Annotated in this window: 13 protein-coding genes, 2 tRNA genes and 2 rRNA genes; 9 read left to right on the top strand and 8 right to left on the bottom strand. The window is 54.7% G+C overall.

What is annotated here, in order from left to right; translation table 11 throughout:
• Positions 1-82 precede the first annotated feature (82 nt).
• From ACG2K1_RS12090 to ACG2K1_RS12075, 4 genes are all read right to left on the bottom strand, one after another.
• Positions 83-1,015: an electron transfer flavoprotein subunit alpha/FixB family protein gene (locus tag ACG2K1_RS12090; protein ID WP_009425539.1), complete on the bottom strand. Its 933-nt coding sequence runs from the start codon at positions 1,013-1,015 to the stop codon at positions 83-85.
• A gap of 11 nt (positions 1,016-1,026) precedes the next feature.
• On the bottom strand, positions 1,027-1,773 hold the full coding sequence (locus tag ACG2K1_RS12085) for an electron transfer flavoprotein subunit beta/FixA family protein (protein WP_009425540.1): 747 nt from the start codon (positions 1,771-1,773) through the stop codon (positions 1,027-1,029).
• The gene (gene waaC / locus ACG2K1_RS12080; RefSeq protein ID WP_395429502.1) at positions 1,770-2,759 is read right to left on the bottom strand and encodes a lipopolysaccharide heptosyltransferase I; all 990 of its coding nucleotides are present in this window, start codon (positions 2,757-2,759) and stop codon (positions 1,770-1,772) included. The genes ACG2K1_RS12085 and waaC overlap by 4 nt, the downstream gene beginning before the upstream one ends.
• A gap of 69 nt (positions 2,760-2,828) precedes the next feature.
• Positions 2,829-3,467 (bottom strand): nicotinamidase, encoded by a 639-nt coding sequence (locus ACG2K1_RS12075; RefSeq protein ID WP_395429501.1) that lies wholly within the window; start codon positions 3,465-3,467, stop codon positions 2,829-2,831.
• A gap of 99 nt (positions 3,468-3,566) precedes the next feature.
• Between ACG2K1_RS12075 and tsaA the strand changes: the two genes are divergently transcribed.
• Entirely contained in the window at positions 3,567-4,235 is a 669-nt protein-coding gene (tsaA, locus tag ACG2K1_RS12070; RefSeq protein ID WP_395429500.1) for a tRNA (N6-threonylcarbamoyladenosine(37)-N6)-methyltransferase TrmO, read from the top strand.
• Positions 4,236-4,273: 38 nt separating this feature from the next.
• On the opposite strand, the gene ubiG is transcribed toward tsaA, so the two are convergent.
• Together ubiG and ACG2K1_RS12060 are read right to left on the bottom strand one after the other, a co-directional pair.
• The gene (gene ubiG / locus ACG2K1_RS12065) at positions 4,274-5,002 is read right to left on the bottom strand and encodes a bifunctional 2-polyprenyl-6-hydroxyphenol methylase/3-demethylubiquinol 3-O-methyltransferase UbiG (RefSeq protein ID WP_009425544.1); all 729 of its coding nucleotides are present in this window, start codon (positions 5,000-5,002) and stop codon (positions 4,274-4,276) included.
• 107 nt (positions 5,003-5,109) lie between these two features.
• Complete coding sequence (locus tag ACG2K1_RS12060; protein WP_009425545.1) at positions 5,110-5,526, bottom strand: hypothetical protein; 417 nt, start codon at positions 5,524-5,526, stop codon at positions 5,110-5,112.
• A 504-nt stretch (positions 5,527-6,030) separates the two neighbouring features.
• Here ACG2K1_RS12060 and lpxC point away from each other — a divergent pair.
• The 4 genes from lpxC to ACG2K1_RS12040 all read left to right on the top strand — a co-directional run bounded on the left by lpxC (position 6,031) and on the right by ACG2K1_RS12040 (position 9,806).
• A complete protein-coding gene (gene lpxC, locus ACG2K1_RS12055) occupies positions 6,031-6,951 on the top strand; it encodes a UDP-3-O-acyl-N-acetylglucosamine deacetylase (protein WP_395429499.1) in 921 nt (306 codons plus the stop codon).
• 445 nt (positions 6,952-7,396) lie between these two features.
• A complete protein-coding gene (gene gnd, locus ACG2K1_RS12050) occupies positions 7,397-8,845 on the top strand; it encodes a decarboxylating NADP(+)-dependent phosphogluconate dehydrogenase (RefSeq protein ID WP_395429498.1) in 1,449 nt (482 codons plus the stop codon).
• A 353-nt stretch (positions 8,846-9,198) separates the two neighbouring features.
• Entirely contained in the window at positions 9,199-9,399 is a 201-nt protein-coding gene (locus ACG2K1_RS12045) for a hypothetical protein (protein WP_009425550.1), read from the top strand.
• Positions 9,372-9,806, top strand: coding sequence for a hypothetical protein (locus ACG2K1_RS12040; RefSeq protein WP_395429497.1), 435 nt, complete (start codon positions 9,372-9,374; stop codon positions 9,804-9,806). The genes ACG2K1_RS12045 and ACG2K1_RS12040 overlap by 28 nt, the downstream gene beginning before the upstream one ends.
• A 47-nt stretch (positions 9,807-9,853) precedes the next feature.
• Here the strand turns inward: ACG2K1_RS12040 and ACG2K1_RS12035 are convergent, their stop codons facing one another.
• A complete protein-coding gene (locus tag ACG2K1_RS12035) occupies positions 9,854-10,222 on the bottom strand; it encodes a hypothetical protein (RefSeq protein WP_395429495.1) in 369 nt (122 codons plus the stop codon).
• A gap of 368 nt (positions 10,223-10,590) precedes the next feature.
• Positions 10,591-13,269: a DNA mismatch repair protein MutS gene (mutS, locus tag ACG2K1_RS12030; RefSeq protein WP_395429494.1), complete on the bottom strand. Its 2,679-nt coding sequence runs from the start codon at positions 13,267-13,269 to the stop codon at positions 10,591-10,593.
• 356 nt (positions 13,270-13,625) lie between these two features.
• Here mutS and ACG2K1_RS12025 point away from each other — a divergent pair.
• From ACG2K1_RS12025 to ACG2K1_RS12010, 4 genes are all read left to right on the top strand, one after another.
• Positions 13,626-15,166: ribosomal RNA gene (locus tag ACG2K1_RS12025) — 16S ribosomal RNA — on the top strand.
• Between the two features lie 59 nt (positions 15,167-15,225).
• Positions 15,226-15,302, top strand: a tRNA-Ile gene (locus ACG2K1_RS12020).
• 36 nt (positions 15,303-15,338) lie between these two features.
• Positions 15,339-15,414, top strand: a tRNA-Ala gene (locus ACG2K1_RS12015).
• A 354-nt stretch (positions 15,415-15,768) separates the two neighbouring features.
• A 23S ribosomal RNA gene (locus tag ACG2K1_RS12010) occupies positions 15,769-18,660 on the top strand.
• The 16S and 23S rRNA genes sit together here with 2 tRNA genes alongside, the layout of an rRNA operon.
• Positions 18,661-18,765: the final 105 nt, after the last annotated feature.

Here is an 18,765-nt window from a genome sequence, read left to right as displayed (position 1 = left end):
AAGCCTGCCAACAATCCGAGAGGCCGTCTGAAAGCCGGAAAACGTTTTCAGACGGCCTCGAAATGCCGGATATGCGGATAAATCAGGCTTTCAGCGCGGCGGTCAGTTCCGGGACGATTTCGAACAAATCGCCGACGATGCCGTAATCGGCGACATTGAAAATCGCCGCTTCGGGGTCTTTATTGATAGCGACCACGGTTTTGCTGTCCTGCATGCCGGCAACGTGTTGGATTGCGCCGGAAATGCCGACAGCAATATAAAGCTCCGGCGCGACGACTTTGCCGGTCTGCCCCACCTGGTAATCGTTCGGCGCGTATTCGGCATCCACCGCCGCACGCGATGCTCCGACGGCTGCACCCAAGGCATCGGCCAGCGGCAGAATCAACGCATCAAAGTTTTCCTTGCTGCCCAAGCCCTTGCCGCCGGACACTACGACTTTGGCCTGCGTCAGCTCGGGGCGTTCCAGCTGCGGCAGTTCGCGGCCGATAAAACGGCTCAGATTCTGCGCGGGCGTGGCGGGTACCGCGGCAATTTGCGCGTTGCCGCCGCTGCCTGCGGCCTCAAAGGCGGTAGTGCGGAAGGTCAGAACCAGTTTGGCTTCTGTGCATTTCAAGGTTACCAGCGCGTTACCCGCATAAATCAGGCGGACGAAGGTATCGGCGTCGACGATCTCCACCAAGTCGGAAACCTGCGGACAATCGAGCAACGCGGCGATGCGCGGCATCAGGTTTTTACCGAAGGCGTCGGCAGCGGCGGTGAGGTAGCGGTATTCCGCAGCCAGCGATACGGCCAGCGGTGCCAGTTCTTCGGCCAAGCCGTCGGCGTAATGCGGCGCATCGGCGGTCAGCACTTTGGCTACGCCCTCAAGCCGTGCGGCCTGCGCGGCAATGTTTTCCACGCCGCTGCCGGCAACCAGCAGATGCACTTCGCCGAGTTTGGCGGCGGCGGTAACGGCGTGCAGCGTGGCGGGATTTAGGGTTTGGCCGTCGTGTTCGGCAATCACTAAAACGTTCATCTTTATCCTCCTCAAACCGCTTTGGCAGCTTTCAGTTTTTCCACCAATTCGGCAACGCTGCCGACTTTTTCGCCTGCCTGCCGCGCTTTCGGCTCGGCATAGCGCACGGCCTGCAAACGCAAAGCGGTGGACACGCCCAATTCTTCCGGCGTGGTTTTTTCCAGCGGTTTTTTCTTGGCCTGCATAATCTGCGGCAGTTTGACGTAGCGCGGCTCGTTCAGGCGCAGGTCGGCACTGATAACGGCGGGCAGCTTCAGGGCAACGGTTTCCGAACCGCCGTCGATTTCGCGGGTAACAAGGGCTTCGTTGCCCTCGATAAGCACTTTTCCGGCAAACGTGCCCTGCGGCGCGTTTAACAGCGCGGCGAGCATTTGTGCGGTTTGGTTAGCATCGTCGTCGATGGCCTGTTTGCCCAGCAGCAGGATTTGCGGCTGCTCTTTATCCGCCACCGCTTTCAGCAGCTTTGCCACTACCAGCGGCTCCAAAGCGACCTCGGTTTCAACATGGACGGCGCGGTCGGCACCCATTGCCAAAGCGGTGCGCAGGGTCTCTTCGCATTTTTTGCCGCCCAGCGACACGGCGACAATTTCGCCAATTTTGCCCGCTTCTTTCAGGCGGACGGCTTCTTCCACGGCGATTTCGTCAAACGGGTTCATCGACATTTTCACATTATCGATGTCCACATCCGATCCGTCGCTTTTCACACGGACTTTGACGTTGTAGTCCACCACCCTTTTTACCGCAACCAATGCTTTCATTTTTCCTCTCCCTGGCAACCTGTCTGCTGCGCCGCCATACATTCCAACAATAAACGATAAACTTCTTCTGTCTCCGGCATTTGGCCGACGCCGCCGATATTGCGCGCTTTGGCCGACTGTTGGACACCGGTTTTCTGCGGGTCGGTGTCGGTATAAATGCCGACCAGAGGCTTGTCCAACGCGTTGGCCAGATGCAGCAGGCCGGTATCCACACCCGCCACGCATTGCGCACCGTCGAGCAGTGCGGCCGCCTGCAATAAATTCATTTTTTCACACACTCGGACATAAGGCAGGCCGTCGGCCAATTTCTGCGCCCGCGCCAATTCTTGTGCATTGCCCCACAGCAGATAAACGGTATAACCGCCCAATTCGTGCAGCTTCGCCATCAGTTCGCGCCAGTTTCCCTGCCGCCATAATTTGCTGTCGCGGCTGGTGGCATGAAGGGCAACGCAATAAGGATGGTTCGGATTCGGCAAACGGATATTTTCCGGTACAAGCGCGCCGAAAGACATTTCAGACGGCATCTCATAAGCGAAGGCTTGGGCAAACAACAAGCGGTTGCGCAATACGGCATCCTGCCCTTTTTGCACGAAAAAAGTCTGTGTATAAAAAAATGCCGCCAAACTTTCGCGCGCGCTGTGTTTATCCAAACCTTTAACCGGCACTCCGGCCATCTTCGCAGGCAACACGCTTTTCAGCAAACCCTGGCTGTCGAGGGCAAAATCAAAACACTCCTGCCGCAAACTGTCTTTCAGACGGCCTATCGCCTGCCAAGTCGCCCGTTTTGCCAATTCTTTGCGCCAACGCCGCCAGCTCAAAGTATGGACTTTGCACACGAAAGGATGCAGGCGGGCAATATCGGCAAAACCCTCCTCGCAAAGCCAGTGCAGTTCGACATCGGGGCGCATGCACGCCAAATCGCTGACGGCGGGCAGAGTGTGTATCAAATCGCCCATGCTCGACAGGCGCACCAGTAGGACTTTCATGGATTTTCAGGAATCTGCTCGCAAGGCAGTTTTGCGTATTTCACATTACATGTTTCACGTGAAACACAATTAATTATTTGATTTTAAATATTGTTTTATTTTTTCGGCGTTCGGCAGCAATAATGCGCCCGCCGCCTGCATTTCCTGCCGCGCCAAAGCAACGGTTTCTTCGGCGATGCCGCGACAGGCTGCTTCGTTGACGATAACCTGCCAGTCTCCGCCACGGCAGAGTTGCAGCACGGTATGTTTGACGCAGTAGTCGGTGGCCAGTCCGCCCACCAAAACAAAACGGGCATTTTGCGCATGCAGCCATTCGATCAGGCCGGTGCTCAACCGTTCTTCGATGTCGTGATAACACGCGCCGTAGGGGTGCAGATCGGGATCGACACCCTTCCATACGCAGAAATCGTAGCCGTCCAATGCGGGCAGGCCGTCGAGCAGGGCGTAACCTTCGCTGCCGATTACGGCGTGGGCAACCCAAGTCAAATCCGCGTTTTTCAAACCGGTCGGCTGCAACATATCCACAGGATTATCCACAAGCCATTTTGCCTGCGGGCTGTGTGCGTCTTTGGTCATTACCCGCAGATCCGCCAAGGCCGCCTGTGCGTTCAATTCCGCTGCGATGGCGTCGCCGCCTGCTACGGGAAGATCCGCCGGACAAAGCGGGGTAAAGGTTTTCTGCGCATCGACGTCTATCGAAATAATCATGGCGTCCCGCCTTAACGTTTACAAACAGGGCGGCATTATAGCAAAACCGCCCCTGCCCCGTGCTACAATCCGCACAACTTTTCAACACAGTTATCCACAATGCGCCACACCATCGAAACCATAGGCCGCGTCGTTTCCCCCTATACGCAGAAATTCGGCATTGCCCGCCAGCCCGGGCTGGTTCCGGCGGCGGAAGTCCGCATTGTTTTAGACCCGCGTTTCAACGAAGACTCGGTGCGCGGGCTGGAAAATTTCGGCTATATCTGGCTGCATTTCATTTTCCACGGCGTGTTAGACGAAGGCTGGTCGCCGCTGGTGCGGCCGCCGCGTTTGGGCGGCAAACGGAAAATGGGCGTGTTCGCCACCCGCAGCCCGCACCGGCCGAACCATCTCGGCCTGTCGCTGCTGAAACTGGAAGACATCGACTGCGCTGGCGGCATCAGCATCCGTTGCAGCGGCGCAGATTTGCTCGACGGCACGCCGGTGGTCGACATCAAACCCTATATTCCCTTTGTCGAAGCCAAACCCGACGCGGCGGCCGGTTTCGCCGTCGAAACGCCGCCGCTGCTCGATGTGGTTTGGCAAACCGACGCGGCAGATCTTTCAGACGGCCTCAAAAGCCTGATCGGGCAATCCGTCGCCCAAGACCCGCGCCCCGCCTATCAGGACATTCCCGAACGGGTTTATGTAATGGAAATCGCCGGGCTGGCGGTGAAATTCCGCATAAACGGGCGCACGGCGGTGATTCTGTCGGCAGAGGCCGTCTGAAAACGGGTTTCAGACGGCCTCCGTCATGCTCAAACAGTTCAAGCGGCCGCAACCGGGCGGCAGGCAACCATATAATTCACATCCACCTTATCGCTTAAAAAATAACGCTGCAACAGCGGGTTGTAACCCAAACCCCTGCTGTCGGCCACGTCCAACCCGGCCTGACGGCACATTCGCGCCAGCTCGGCGGGCGTGATGAACTTCTGCCAGTCGTGCGTGCCTTTGGGCACGATGTTCAAAATGTATTCCGCCCCCAAAATCGCGTGCAGATAAGATTTCGCGTTGCGGTTGATGGTGGAGAAAAACACCATTCCGTCAGGCTTGGCCAGCTTGGCACAGGCGCGGATCACCGAAGCGGGATCGGGAACGTGCTCCATCATTTCCATGCAAGTCACTACGTCGTAGGCGTGTGGTGTTTCCGCTGCCAAATCTTCGACACTGACGCAGCGGTAGGACAAATTGTCCAACTGCTGCGCCTGCGCGTGGTAATGCGCGGTTTCCAGCGATTTTTCCGCCAAATCGATGCCCAGCACTTCGACCGCGCCGCGTTTGGCGATGCTCTCGCTCAAAATGCCGCCGCCGCAGCCGACATCCAGCACCTTTTTTCCCGCCAGATCGGCAAAACCGTCGATATAGTCGAGCCGGAAGGGATTGATGTCGTGCAGCGGCTTGAACTCACCCTCGGTGTCCCACCATTTTTCCGCCAACCGGCTGAATTTGTCGATTTCGCCGTGATCCACGTTCGGCTTTTGCGCGTCCTGATTCATGCTTTCCTCCACTATAAAGACAATGCGGCGTATTTTAGCCGAAACCGCCCGAGGCGGACGGAAAAAGGCCGTCTGAAACCTTTTCAGACGGCCTGTATGCTTTTAACTTATTTCCACTCGGTACACAAAATATTCGATTCGCTGCACGAAAGCGCATTGCTTTCCTCTTCGCGGCAAGACTGTTTTGCTGCCGCCATCGCTGCCGCTTTGACACGGTTGCGTGATTCGTAACGCTGGCCGTTGACATAAATGCCGCATTCGTAAACCACATTGGTGAGTCGGGCTTTGCCGTCGGCAAAATCGGCGGCGGTCGGTGCCACCAGTCTGGGCGGGGCAGAACCGTTTGTCTGTTCTCCGGCGGGTGCTGCGGGTCGGGCGGATATGCCGGCCTGCCGTTCCAATTCGGCGATGCGCTGTTTCATGGCGGCGATTTCCGCTTCCAAACGGCCGATGCGGCTGTTGTCGGCGGCGCAGGACAAAGCGGCGGCGGCAGATAAAAGCGCGGCCAAAAGCGTTTTTTTCATAATTCTCTCCAATCCCGGAAAACAAAGCCGCGCTCGCGGCAACAGGCGCGGATTATATCGGATTCAGGCCGTCTGAAAGCCTGTTTTTTTACCGTTCGCAAACGGGTTTTGCCGCTTTTGCCTTTTCAGACGGCCTGACCCTTTTGAGGCCGTCTGAAAACGCGGTTGAGCCAAACCACAAACCAAAAAATTAAATATATAAAAAGACGATTTGGATGATGCGCCGCCTCTTTTGTGGATAAACCGGTTTTTCCTTTTTCTTTCAATATTTACCGGCAGATAAAAACCTGCGTAAAACGCATCTTTGTGTTTTGGGAAAAATGTGGATGTTTTTCAGACGGCCTTTCTGTTTTGTGGACAGTTTTTCTTTATCCACTGCCTCCCGCTTTTTTTTCCGTCTCTAAAAAGGCCGTCTGAAAAGATTGCGAAAATCTATTGATGCCGCTGCTGCCGCAAAGAGCGCTTTGCCGTATCATGCGACGGCTTTTCAATAAGGAAAAAACCATGTTGCAGAGAACCCTGGCCAAATCCGTCAGCGCCACCGGCGTCGGCCTGCATTCGGGCGAGCGCGTGACGCTCACCCTGCATCCCGCTGCGGAAAACGAGGGCATTATGTTCCGCCGCAGCGACCTGGCGGGCGAACAGGGCGAAATCGTCAAACTCACGCCCTACCTTATCAACGACACCCGCCTGTCGTCCACCGTCGTCACCGAAAACGGCGTGCGCATCGGCACGATAGAACACATCATGTCGGCGCTGGCGGCCTACGGCATCGACAATGTCCTGATTGAGCTGGACGCGCCGGAAATCCCGATTATGGACGGTTCCAGCCTGCCCTTCATTTATCTTTTGCAGGATGCGGGCATCGTCGATCAGAAAGCGCAGAAGCGTTTTTTGAAAATCGTCAAACCTGTTGCCGTTGAAACCGAAGGCAAGCGCGTGGCCTTCACGCCTTACAACGGATTCAAAGTCAGCCTCACCATCGAGTTCGACCACCCCGTGTTCAACCGCAGCGCGCCCACTTTTGAAATCGACTTCGCCGGCCAGTCCTATATCGACGAAATCGCCCGCGCCCGTACCTTCGGCTTTATGCACGAAGTGGAAATGATGCGCTCGCACGGCCTCGGCCTCGGCGGCAACCTGTCCAACGCCATCGTGATCGACGACACCGACGTGCTCAACCCTGAAGGATTGCGTTACCCCGACGAATTCGTCCGCCACAAAATCCTCGATGCCATCGGCGACCTCTACATCGCCGGCCATCCCATCATCGGCGCGTTCGAGGGCTACAAATCCGGCCACGCCGTCAACAATGCCCTGCTGCGCGCCCTCTTTGCCGACGAAAGTGCCTACGAATGGGTGGAATTTCCCGACAACACCAATCTGCCGCCCGCCTTTTTCCGTGTTGACGGACAAGAGCCGTAAAACATTTCCCGCCGTCTGAAAACAAAGTTTCAACAAAGTGAAAACGCGGTGGGAAACGCCGTATTTGTCCACCGCAATCTCAGGCCGTCTGAAAAGCATCCCCTGCCCTCCACAGAAAAAAAAACATCTGTCCGCAGCTTTTCAGACGGCCTGAAACCTTGTTTCCAATAAGGAAAACAGAGTTATCCACATCATTGTCCGCCCTTCATCAAAAATATCATTTTATAAACCGTATTTTAATAAAGCGGCTTCTATAGCGAACCAACACGAAAATCTACTGCGTTGCTGCGCCTTGCCGTATTACCCATACTGTCTGCGGCTTTGCTGCCTTGTATCTTTCCGTGTTGGTTCACTATATATTTTTCCCGCAGCGCCGGAAATTGGCGCTTGCGCCGCCATTCGGGTAAAGTGGCGGCCGTTTCCATCCCTGAAAAAAGGCAGAAAAATGAAAGGCGACATAGGCGTCATCGGCCTGGCCGTTATGGGTCAGAACCTCATCCTCAACATGAACGACAAAGGCTACAAAGTCGTGGCCTACAACCGCACCGTGTCCAAAGTGGACGACTTCCTCAACTGCGCGGCGAAAAACACCGCAATCATCGGCGCATACAGCATCGAAGACTTGGTTGGAAAACTGGAAAAACCACGAAAAATCATGCTGATGGTACGCGCCGGACAAGTTGTTGACGACTTTATCGCCCAACTGCTGCCCCACCTCGACGCAGGCGACATCATCATCGACGGCGGCAACGCAAATTACCCCGACACCACCCGCCGCACGCACGAATTGGCGGAAAAAGGCATCCTCTTTATCGGCACCGGCGTTTCCGGCGGCGAAGAAGGAGCGCGCCACGGCCCTTCCATCATGCCCGGCGGCAACAAAGCCGCTTGGCCGCACGTCAAACCCATTTTGCAGGCCATCGCCGCCAAAACGCCCGAAGGCGAACCCTGCTGCGACTGGGTCGGCAACGACGGTGCCGGACACTTCGTCAAAATGGTGCACAACGGCATCGAATACGGCGACATGCAGCTCATCTGCGAAGCCTACCAATTCATGAAAGACGGCTTGGGCATGAGCGCCGCCGAAATGCAGCAGACCTTCGCCGCCTGGAACCAAAGCGAACTCAACAGCTACCTGATTGAAATCACCGCCGACATCCTCGGCCACCAAGACAGCGACGGCCTGCCCCTGATCGACAAAATCCTCGACACCGCCGGCCAAAAAGGCACCGGCAAATGGACGGGCATCAACGCCCTCGACCTCGGCATCCCCCTCACCCTGATTACCGAAGCCGTTTTCGCCCGCTGCGTCTCCGCCGTCAAAGGCCAGCGCGAAACCGCCGCCGCCCTTTTCGGCCGCAGCGTGCAGAAAATCGACGGCAGCCGCAGCGAATGGCTCGAAGCCCTGCGTCTCGCCCTGCTCGCCTCCAAAATCATCTCCTACGCCCAAGGCTTCATGCTTATCCGCGAAGCGGGCGAAACCCACGGCTGGAACCTCGATTACGGCAACACCGCCCTCCTGTGGCGCGAAGGCTGCATCATCCGCAGCGCGTTTTTGGGCAACATCCGCGACGCCTACCGCGCCGATCCCGATTTAATCTTCCTCGGCAGCGACCCCTACTTCCGCGCCATCCTGCAAAACGCCCTGCCCGCTTGGCGCAAAGTCGCCGCCAAAGCCATCGAAAGCGGCCTGCCCATGCCCTGCACCGCCGCCGCTCTCACCTTCCTCGACGGCTACACCACCGCGCGCCTGCCCGCCAACCTGTTGCAGGCGCAGCGCGATTATTTCGGCGCCCACACCTACGAGCGCACCGACCGCCCGCGCGGCGAGTTTTTCCACACCAACTGGACAGGCAGCGGCGGCGACACCGCGTCTACCACTTACGACGTGTAAAACAAGGCCGTCTGAAAGCGCAGTTTTAATAAACAGAGGCCGTCTGAAACTCTTTTCAGACGGCCTTTTGCCCGTTTTATCAATAAAACCGGCGGCACCCCCGCGCAGCGCCCCGAAAATCTCCCGCAGAATGCAGGAAGGGGGTGGCGGTACTCGGCTTGCGAAGCGGTTTTTTGCCAAAAACACCGCCGCAAGACCGAGTACCGACACCCCCGTAAGAAGAGCAATACAAAAAACGGCTAGAAAAACATAAAAAACACATCCAAAAACAACTAGAACACGCTCAGGCAGAAATCTCTCGTCATCACCAAATTGAGTTCTATATTGAACACCTTCATAAAGCATTTATTCAAATGATTACCTCTCAAACAGCCTTTGCCTCAGTGCAGCGCGATATGGATAAACACAAAACCACCGCAGAACTATTGAACAGGGCAAACGAAGAATTTATGGAACGCTTCTCCGCAGACTTTCCGGATTTCGCCAGAAAAAGGGAAGAGATGCAAAAAAATTCCACAATGGATATGTGCAACATAATATTGCTGGCTATATGAATAAATCACCGGAAGAACAGTATGAATTTTCGTTGATGATGGCAGACAAGATGATTGGGTTGGACGAGCTTTATAAAACACCCGATGGCAAACAATATCTTGATGAATTATTTAAAAGCAGAAACATAGACCTTAGCAAAAAGCCTGAAAATATGCCCTTGTCTGATTTCTTGGGGGCTGAATTAGAACAAGGACATATTAAGGTGGATTTAACTGATGTGATATTAGAAGTAAGTAATAATGTACACGGAGAAGTTAAGACTCCCCAAGCGAAAAAAATGGCTGCATTTGTGTCTAGTAATATGGAACACAAAAAACTACAACCATCACCAAATTTATCAAACGTTCTTATCCAGAAAGATACGATTGAAGAAAATCAAAGCAATTCTCAGCAGTACCAGATGTAAAAACAGTGCCCAATGGGCACTGTTTGTTTATTACTGTTATTTTTGAATTATAAATATTCGTCAAATGCAGTGATTCCAGCCTTACGTTTAGCTTCTGTTTCCCGTGCGGCTTTAAGAGCTTTTCTATGAATTCGTGCCTTTTGTGCCTTGCTCATTTTATATTCACCACTATTAGGTGATTGTTTTTTATTAATATTGTTTTTAGCAGCACCTTTGCCCCCAACTTCAACCAAAGATTCCTGTGCCCTGCCATTCAAATACTCATAACGTCCCGTGCTGTCATAACCTATTTGGCTGTACAACTTGGCATCCGCTGCGCTTATGCCTTTCTCCCCCAATTCATACGCGGATGCTGCCATTGGTGCTGCGAGCAAGGTTGTTATCATTGCAATTTGTAAGATTTTGTTGGTTTTCATGTTTTTATCCATAAAAAAGTTGTTAAAAAATACCTTCCAAATCAATGAAAAGCGTTAAAATTATACTGCACGCTGCACGCTGCACGCTGCACGCTGCACGCTGCACGCTGCACGCTGCACGCTGCACGCAAATTTTTGCAAAGATTGAAATTATTATGCCCCGCCCCGCATCCGGCGGGCTTTTTTGTCGCCGTGTAGGGTGTGTCGCCCCGCGACGCACGCGGTTTTGGGTTGTTGCGGGAAGTTGTGCGGAAAAATAAAAGGCCGTTTGAAACCATATCTTACTGAGCTTTCAGACGGCCTTTGGGCGGGTGGCGGGTGTTGTATGGAACGTGTGTGTCGCCTTGGGGCGGTACCTTACGCGGTTTTCAGACGGCCTTTTCGCTGCTGAGGGCTTTGAGGCGGTAGATAAGGTCGAGGGCTTGGCGGGGGGTGAGTTCGTCGGGGCGGATGTCGGCGAGGGTGCGGATGAGGGTTTCGCTGTTTGGGTTTGGCGGTGTGTTTTCAGACGGCCTTTTTGTATTTTCGGAATTTTCGGCTGCGGGGGTATGGAGGCCGTCTGAAAGGCTGTTTGCCCCGTCGGACAAATCGGTTTGGCCGTGTTCTTTTTCAGACGGCCTCTCTTCGGGCAGGAGGGAGAAGATGTCGAGTTGGGGGCGGGCGGCGGCGGCTTGGGTTTCGAGGTGTTCGAGGTGTTTTTGTGCGGCTTTGAGGGCGCGGGCGGGCAGGCCGGCGAGTTTGGCGACGGCGATGCCGTAGCTTTTGCCGGTGGGGCCGGGTTCGACGTGGTGGAGGAAGACGATGTCGCGGCCTTCTTCGAGGGCGGCCAGGTGCATGTTGACGGCGGCGGCGTGGGCTTCGGGCAGGGCGGTGAGTTCGAAGTAGTGGGTGGCGAAGAGGCTGAAGGATTTGTTTTTTTGCAGGAGGTGTTCGGCAACGGCGTGGGCGATGGCGAGGCCGTCGAAGGTGGAGGTGCCACGGCCGACTTCGTCCATGAGGACGAGGGATTGGGGGGTGGCGTGGTGGAGGATGTAGGCGGTTTCGCTCATTTCGACCATGAAGGTGGAGCGGTTGGAGGCGAGGTCGTCGGAGGCGCCGATGCGGGTGAAGATGCGGTCGATGGGGCCGATTTTGGCGGCGGCGGCGGGGACGTAGCTGCCGGTGTGTGCCAGGAGGACAATGAGGGCGGTTTGCCGCATGTAGGTGGATTTGCCGCCCATGTTGGGGCCGGTGAGGAGCATGAGGCGGTGTTTGTCGTCGAGGCTGGTGTGGTTGGCGGTGAAGTGGCGCACTTGTTGTTCGATAACGGGGTGGCGGCCGTCTGAAATGTCGATGGCGGGGTAGTCGGTGAATTCGGGGCGGCTGTAGTTGTGTTCGGCGGCAAGTCCGGCAAAGGCGGTGAGGACGTCGAGGGCGGCGGCGGCTTTGGCGGTTTTTTGCAGCAGGGGGAGTTGGTTTTGCAGGTCTTTGATGAGTTGGTTGTAGAGTTTTTTTTCGAGGGCGAGGGCTTGTTCTTGGGCGGTGAGGACTTTGTCTTCGAAGGTTTTGAGTTCGGGGGTGATGAAGCGTTCGGCGTTTTTGAGGGTTTGCCGGCGCTGGTAGTCGGCGGGGGCTTGTTCGGCTTGGATTTTGGAGAGTTCTATATAGAAGCCGTGGACGCGGTTGTATTCGACTTTGAGGGTGGTCAGGCCGGTGCGCTCGCGCTCGCGGGCTTCGAGGGCGAGGAGGAATTCGTCGCCGTGGTTTTGGATGTAGCGCAGTTCGTCGAGTTCGGGGGAGTAGCCGTGGTTGATGACGCCGCCGTCGCGCAGCCAGACGGCGGGTTCGGGCAGGATGGCGGCGCGCAGGGTGGCGGCAATCTGCGTGCCTTCGGGGAAGATGTTTTTCAGGGTGTCTAGGAGGGGGGAGGCGGGCAGTTCGGTTTGCGCGAGGGTGTCGAGGCTGTCGCGCAGGCCGGCCAGATCGCGCGGGCGGGCGGAGCCGACGGCGATGCGGGCAGCGATGCGTTCGATGTCGGACAGGGTTTTCAGACGGCCTTTGAGGGCTTCGGTGCCGCTTTCCATCAGGGCGGCAACGGCTTCCTGACGGGCGCGGATGTGGGCGCGGTTGCGCAGGGGGTGGTGCAGCCAGAGGGCGAGCAGGCGGCTGCCCATGTGGGTGGCGCAGGTGTCGAGGACGGAAAAGAGGGTGGGGGATTTTTTGTTGCCGAGGGGGGCGGTGATTTCGAGGTTGCGCCGGGTGGCGGCGTCCATGTCTATATATTGGCTTTCGCTTTCGAGGGAGAGGCCGTCGAGGTGGCGCGGCAGTCCGGATTGGGTGAGTTTGATGTAGTTGAGCAGGGCGCCGGCCGCGCCGATGGCGGGGGCGTGTTCGTCGGGGTCGAGGCCGAAGCCGCGCAAATCCTGCGCGCCGAAGTAGCGGGTGAGCAGGTCGAAACCGCTGTCGGCGGCAAACTGCCAGGTGTTTAAACGGGTGAGGTTGGCGTCTCTCAGGGTGATTTCGGGCGCGGATTTGCCGTCGGGCAGCAGGATTTCCGCCGCCTGCAGGCGGGCAAGTTCGTCGGAAAGGCGGTCGGGTGTGGTGATTTTTGTTTTGAACTCGCCGCTTTGCAGCGACGCCCAGGCCAGCCCCAGCCGTTTTTTGTCGGCGCAGACGGCAACGATGCGGTTGGTTTCTTTGTCTTCCAATAACGCCGAGTCGGTCAGCGTGCCGGGGGTGACGATGCGGACGACTTTGCGCTCCACCGGCCCCTTCGCCACGCCGACTTCGCCCACCTGCTCGCACACGGCCACGCTTTTGCCCATTTTAACCAGCCGCGCCAGGTATTGTTCCGCTGCGTGATAGGGCACGCCCGCCATTTTCACCGGTTCGCCGTTTACCTGCCCGCGCGTGGTCAGCGTGATATCGAGCAGTTTGGCCGCTTCTACCGCGTCGTCGAAAAACAGCTCGTAAAAATCGCCCATGCGGTAAAACATCAATTTGTCTTGGTGGTCGGCTTTAATGCCCAAATACTGCTGCATCATCGGGGAAACGGCGGGTTTGCTCATTTTCAGATGGCCTTTCAAAATCAAAAATCACAAAGCCGCGTATTGTAGCAGCCCTGAAAAGCCCGCGCTTTTTCAGACGGCCTGCAGATTTTGTTTCCCGTGGCTGAACAAAATTCCCTTTCCGCACATTGACATGACAAATTTGCTTTATTTTTTTCCGTTTTTCCTGCTTGACTGAAGTTTTCCGGGTTCTGTATAGTTCACATCTTCGCTGCTTCGGCGGCGCTGTTCTTTAACAAAACGATTACCGATAAGTGTGAGTGCGCGAGCCTCACACTGCGACAAAAACAGACAGAAGATGTTTTCATTGACTGTCGGTTTCTTTGAAGCAGACCAGAAGTTATAAGTTAGAGATTGAACATAAGAGTTTGATCCTGGCTCAGATTGAACGCTGGCGGCATGCTTTACACATGCAAGTCGGACGGCAGCACAGAGAAGCTTGCTTCTTGGGTGGCGAGTGGCGAACGGGTGAGTAATGTATTGGAACGTACCGAGTAATGGGGGATAACCAATCGAAAGATTGGCTAATACCGCATACGTCCTGAGGGGGAAAGCGGGGGATCTTCGGACCTCGCGTTATTCGAGCGGCCAATATCTGATTAGCTGGTTGGTGGGGTAAAGGCCTACCAAGGCGACGATCAGTAGCGGGTCTGAGAGGATGATCCGCCACACTGGGACTGAGACACGGCCCAGACTCCTACGGGAGGCAGCAGTGGGGAATTTTGGACAATGGGCGCAAGCCTGATCCAGCCATGCCGCGTGTCTGAAGAAGGCCTTCGGGTTGTAAAGGACTTTTGTCAGGGAAGAAAAGGCTTTTGATAATACCAGGAGCTGATGACGGTACCTGAAGAATAAGCACCGGCTAACTACGTGCCAGCAGCCGCGGTAATACGTAGGGTGCGAGCGTTAATCGGAATTACTGGGCGTAAAGCGGGCGCAGACGGTTTGTTAAGCAGGATGTGAAATCCCCGGGCTCAACCCGGGAACTGCGTTCTGAACTGGCAGGCTAGAGTGTGTCAGAGGGGGGTAGAATTCCACGTGTAGCAGTGAAATGCGTAGAGATGTGGAGGAATACCGATGGCGAAGGCAGCCCCCTGGGATAACACTGACGTTCATGCCCGAAAGCGTGGGTAGCAAACAGGATTAGATACCCTGGTAGTCCACGCCCTAAACGATGTCGATTAGCTGTTGGGCAGCTTGACTGCTTAGTAGCGTAGCTAACGCGTGAAATCGACCGCCTGGGGAGTACGGTCGCAAGATTAAAACTCAAAGGAATTGACGGGGACCCGCACAAGCGGTGGATGATGTGGATTAATTCGATGCAACGCGAAGAACCTTACCTGGTCTTGACATGTACGGAATCCTCCAGAGACGGAGGAGTGCCTTCGGGAGCCGTAACACAGGTGCTGCATGGCTGTCGTCAGCTCGTGTCGTGAGATGTTGGGTTAAGTCCCGCAACGAGCGCAACCCTTGTCATTAGTTGCCATCATTAAGTTGGGCACTCTAATGAGACTGCCGGTGACAAACCGGAGGAAGGTGGGGATGACGTCAAGTCCTCATGGCCCTTATGACCAGGGCTTCACACGTCATACAATGGTCGGTACAGAGGGTAGCCAAGCCGCGAGGCGGAGCCAATCCCAGAAAACCGATCGTAGTCCGGATTGCACTCTGCAACTCGAGTGCATGAAGTCGGAATCGCTAGTAATCGCAGGTCAGCATACTGCGGTGAATACGTTCCCGGGTCTTGTACACACCGCCCGTCACACCATGGGAGTGGGGGATACCAGAAGCAGGTAGGCTAACCGCAAGGAGGCCGCTTGCCACGGTATGCTTCATGACTGGGGTGAAGTCGTAACAAGGTAGCCGTAGGGGAACCTGCGGCTGGATCACCTCCTTTCTAGAGAAAAAAGAGGCTTGTGCATTCACACTTATCGGTAATCGAAAGAGCGTTACAAAGGGTTTGTAGCTCAGGTGGTTAGAGCACACGCTTGATAAGCGTGGGGTCGTAGGTTCAAGTCCTACCAGACCCACCAAAAAAACCGTACGGACAAAATCCGATGCAGCAAGACGGGGGCATAGCTCAGTTGGTAGAGCACCTGCTTTGCAAGCAGGGGGTCATCGGTTCGATCCCGTTTGCCTCCACCACATACTTTACAAATCAAAAAGGGTTGCTATAATGCGCAGCCCGTTTTGATTTGCGAAGTAGACAAAATCGAACGCATAGATCTTTAACAAATTGGAAAGCCGAAATCAACAAACAAACGAAGTAAGGTTTGTGTCTGCATGAAACAGCCGGAAGGCCGTCTGAAAGCAGGTAGTTTTAAATAACAGACAAACCGAATACAGAAATTTGGGTGATGATTGTATCGACTTAACCCTGAAACACAAAAGGCAGGGTTAAGACACAACAAGCAGTAAGCTTTATCAAAGTAAAGGCCTTAAGGAACGTAGCTAGTCAACGGCGAAACTCCAAAGTCAGAAAGGTGCTTCAAATGATAGAGTCAAGTGAATAAGTGCATCAGGTGGATGCCTTGGCGATGATAGGCGACGAAGGACGTGTAAGCCTGCGAAAAGCATCGGGGAGCTGGCAATAAAGCTTTGATCCGGTGATGTCCGAATGGGGAAACCCACCGCATTCAGTGCGGTATCCTTGTCTGAATACATAGGACAAGAGAAGCGAACCCGGAGAACTGAACCATCTAAGTACCCGGAGGAAAAGAAATCAACCGAGATTCCGCAAGTAGTGGCGAGCGAACGCGGAGGAGCCTGTATACGATAGCCGTCGGGATAGAAGAAAGAATTGGAAACTTCTGCCATAGTGGGTGATAGCCCCGTATTCGAAATTCCGGCGGTGGTACTAGGTATACGACAAGTAGGGCGGGACACGAGAAATCCTGTCTGAAGATGGGGGGACCATCCTCCAAGGCTAAATACTCATCATCGACCGATAGTGAACCAGTACCGTGAGGGAAAGGCGAAAAGAACCCCGGGAGGGGAGTGAAATAGAACCTGAAACCTGATGCATACAAACAGTGGGAGCGGATTTATTCCGTGACTGCGTACCTTTTGTATAATGGGTCAACGACTTACATTCAGTAGCGAGCTTAACCGGATAGGGGAGGCGCAGGGAAACCGAGTCTTAATAGGGCGATTGAGTTGCTGGGTGTAGACCCGAAACCGAGTGATCTATCCATGGCCAGGTTGAAGGTGCCGTAACAGGTACTGGAGGACCGAACCCACGCATGTTGCAAAATGCGGGGATGAGCTGTGGATAGGGGTGAAAGGCTAAACAAACTCGGAGATAGCTGGTTCTCCCCGAAAACTATTTAGGTAGTGCCTCGAGCTAGACACTGATGGGGGTAAAGCACTGTTATGGCTAGGGGGTCATTGCGACTTACCAACCCATGGCAAACTAAGAATACCATCAAGTGGTTCCTCGGGAGACAGACATCGGGTGCTAACGTCCGGTGTCAAGAGGGAAACAACCCAGACCGCCAGCTAAGGTCCCAAATGACAGATTAAGTGGTAAACGAAGTGGGAAGGCACAGACAGCCAGGATGTTGGCTTAGAAGCAGCCATCATTTAAAGAAAGCGTAATAGCTCACTGGTCGAGTCGTCCTGCGCGGAAGATGTAACGGGGCTCAAATCTGTAACCGAAGCTGCGGATGTACTTTTAGTGCATGGTAGGGGAGCGTTCTGTAGGCCTGCGAAGGTGTCTCGTAAGGGATGCTGGAGGTATCAGAAGTGCGAATGTTGACATGAGTAGCGATAAAGCGGGTGAAAAGCCCGCTCGCCGAAAGCCCAAGGTTTCCTACGCAACGTTCATCGGCGTAGGGTGAGTCGGCCCCTAAGGCGAGGCAGAAATGCGTAGTCGATGGGAAACGGGTTAATATTCCCGTACTTTGATTCAATGCGATGTGGGGACGGAGAAGGTTAGGTTAGCAAACTGTTGGAATAGTTTGTTTAAGCCGGTAGGTGGAAGACTTAGGCAAATCCGGGTCTTCATAACACCGAGAAGTGACGACGAGTGTCTACGGACACGAAGTAACCGATACCACGCTTCCAGGAAAAGCCACTAAGCTTCAGTTGGATCAGAACCGTACCGCAAACCGACACAGGTGGGCAGGATGAGAATTCTAAGGCGCTTGAGAGAACTCGGGAGAAGGAACTCGGCAAATTGATACCGTAACTTCGGGAGAAGGTATGCCCTCTAATGTGAAAGACTTGCTCTGTAGGCATAGGAGGGTCGCAGAGAATCGGTGGCTGCGACTGTTTATTAAAAACACAGCACTCTGCAAACACGAAAGTGGACGTATAGGGTGTGACGCCTGCCCGGTGCTGGAAGGTTAATTGAAGATGTGAGAGCATCGGATCGAAGCCCCAGTAAACGGCGGCCGTAACTATAACGGTCCTAAGGTAGCGAAATTCCTTGTCGGGTAAGTTCCGACCCGCACGAATGGCGTAACGATGGCCACACTGTCTCCTCCCGAGACTCAGCGAAGTTGAAGTGGTTGTGAAGATGCAATCTACCCGCTGCTAGACGGAAAGACCCCGTGAACCTTTACTGTAGCTTTGCATTGGACTTTGAAGTCACTTGTGTAGGATAGGTGGGAGGCTTAGAAGCAGAGACGCCAGTCTCTGTGGAGCCGTCCTTGAAATACCACCCTGGTGTCTTTGAGGTTCTAACCCAGACCCGTGATCCGGGTCGGGGACCGTGCATGGTAGGCAGTTTGACTGGGGCGGTCTCCTCCCAAAGAGTAACGGAGGAGTTCGAAGGTTACCTAGGTCCGGTCGGAAATCGGACTGATAGTGCAATGGCAAAAGGTAGCTTAACTGCGAGACCGACAAGTCGAGCAGGTGCGAAAGCAGGACATAGTGATCCGGTGGTTCTGTATGGAAGGGCCATCGCTCAACGGATAAAAGGTACTCCGGGGATAACAGGCTGATTCCGCCCAAGAGTTCATATCGACGGCGGAGTTTGGCACCTCGATGTCGGCTCATCACATCCTGGGGCTGTAGTCGGTCCCAAGGGTATGGCTGTTCGCCATTTAAAGTGGTACGTGAGCTGGGTTTAAAACGTCGTGAGACAGTTTGGTCCCTATCTGCAGTGGGCGTTGGAAGTTTGACGGGGGCTGCTCCTAGTACGAGAGGACCGGAGTGGACGAACCTCTGGTGTACCGGTTGTCACGCCAGTGGCATCGCCGGGTAGCTAAGTTCGGAAGAGATAAGCGCTGAAAGCATCTAAGCGCGAAACTCGCCTGAAGATGAGACTTCCCTTGCGGTTTAACCGCACTAAAGAGTCGTTCGAGACCAGGACGTTGATAGGTGGGGTGTGGAAGCGCGGTAACGCGTGCAGCTAACCCATACTAATTGCTCGTGAGGCTTGACTCTATCATTTGAAGGACTTTAAAACCTTTAAGATAATGCTTACATCGGACTTGTTCCGATACTTTCATCACAGTTGATTTGACGACGGTTTGTAACCGTCCGGCTTTA

Origin of the sequence: Neisseria sp. 23W00296, from assembly GCF_044772855.1 — a bacterium.
Lineage (GTDB): Bacteria > Pseudomonadota > Gammaproteobacteria > Burkholderiales > Neisseriaceae > Neisseria.
This window is presented reverse-complemented; position numbering and strand designations above follow the sequence as displayed.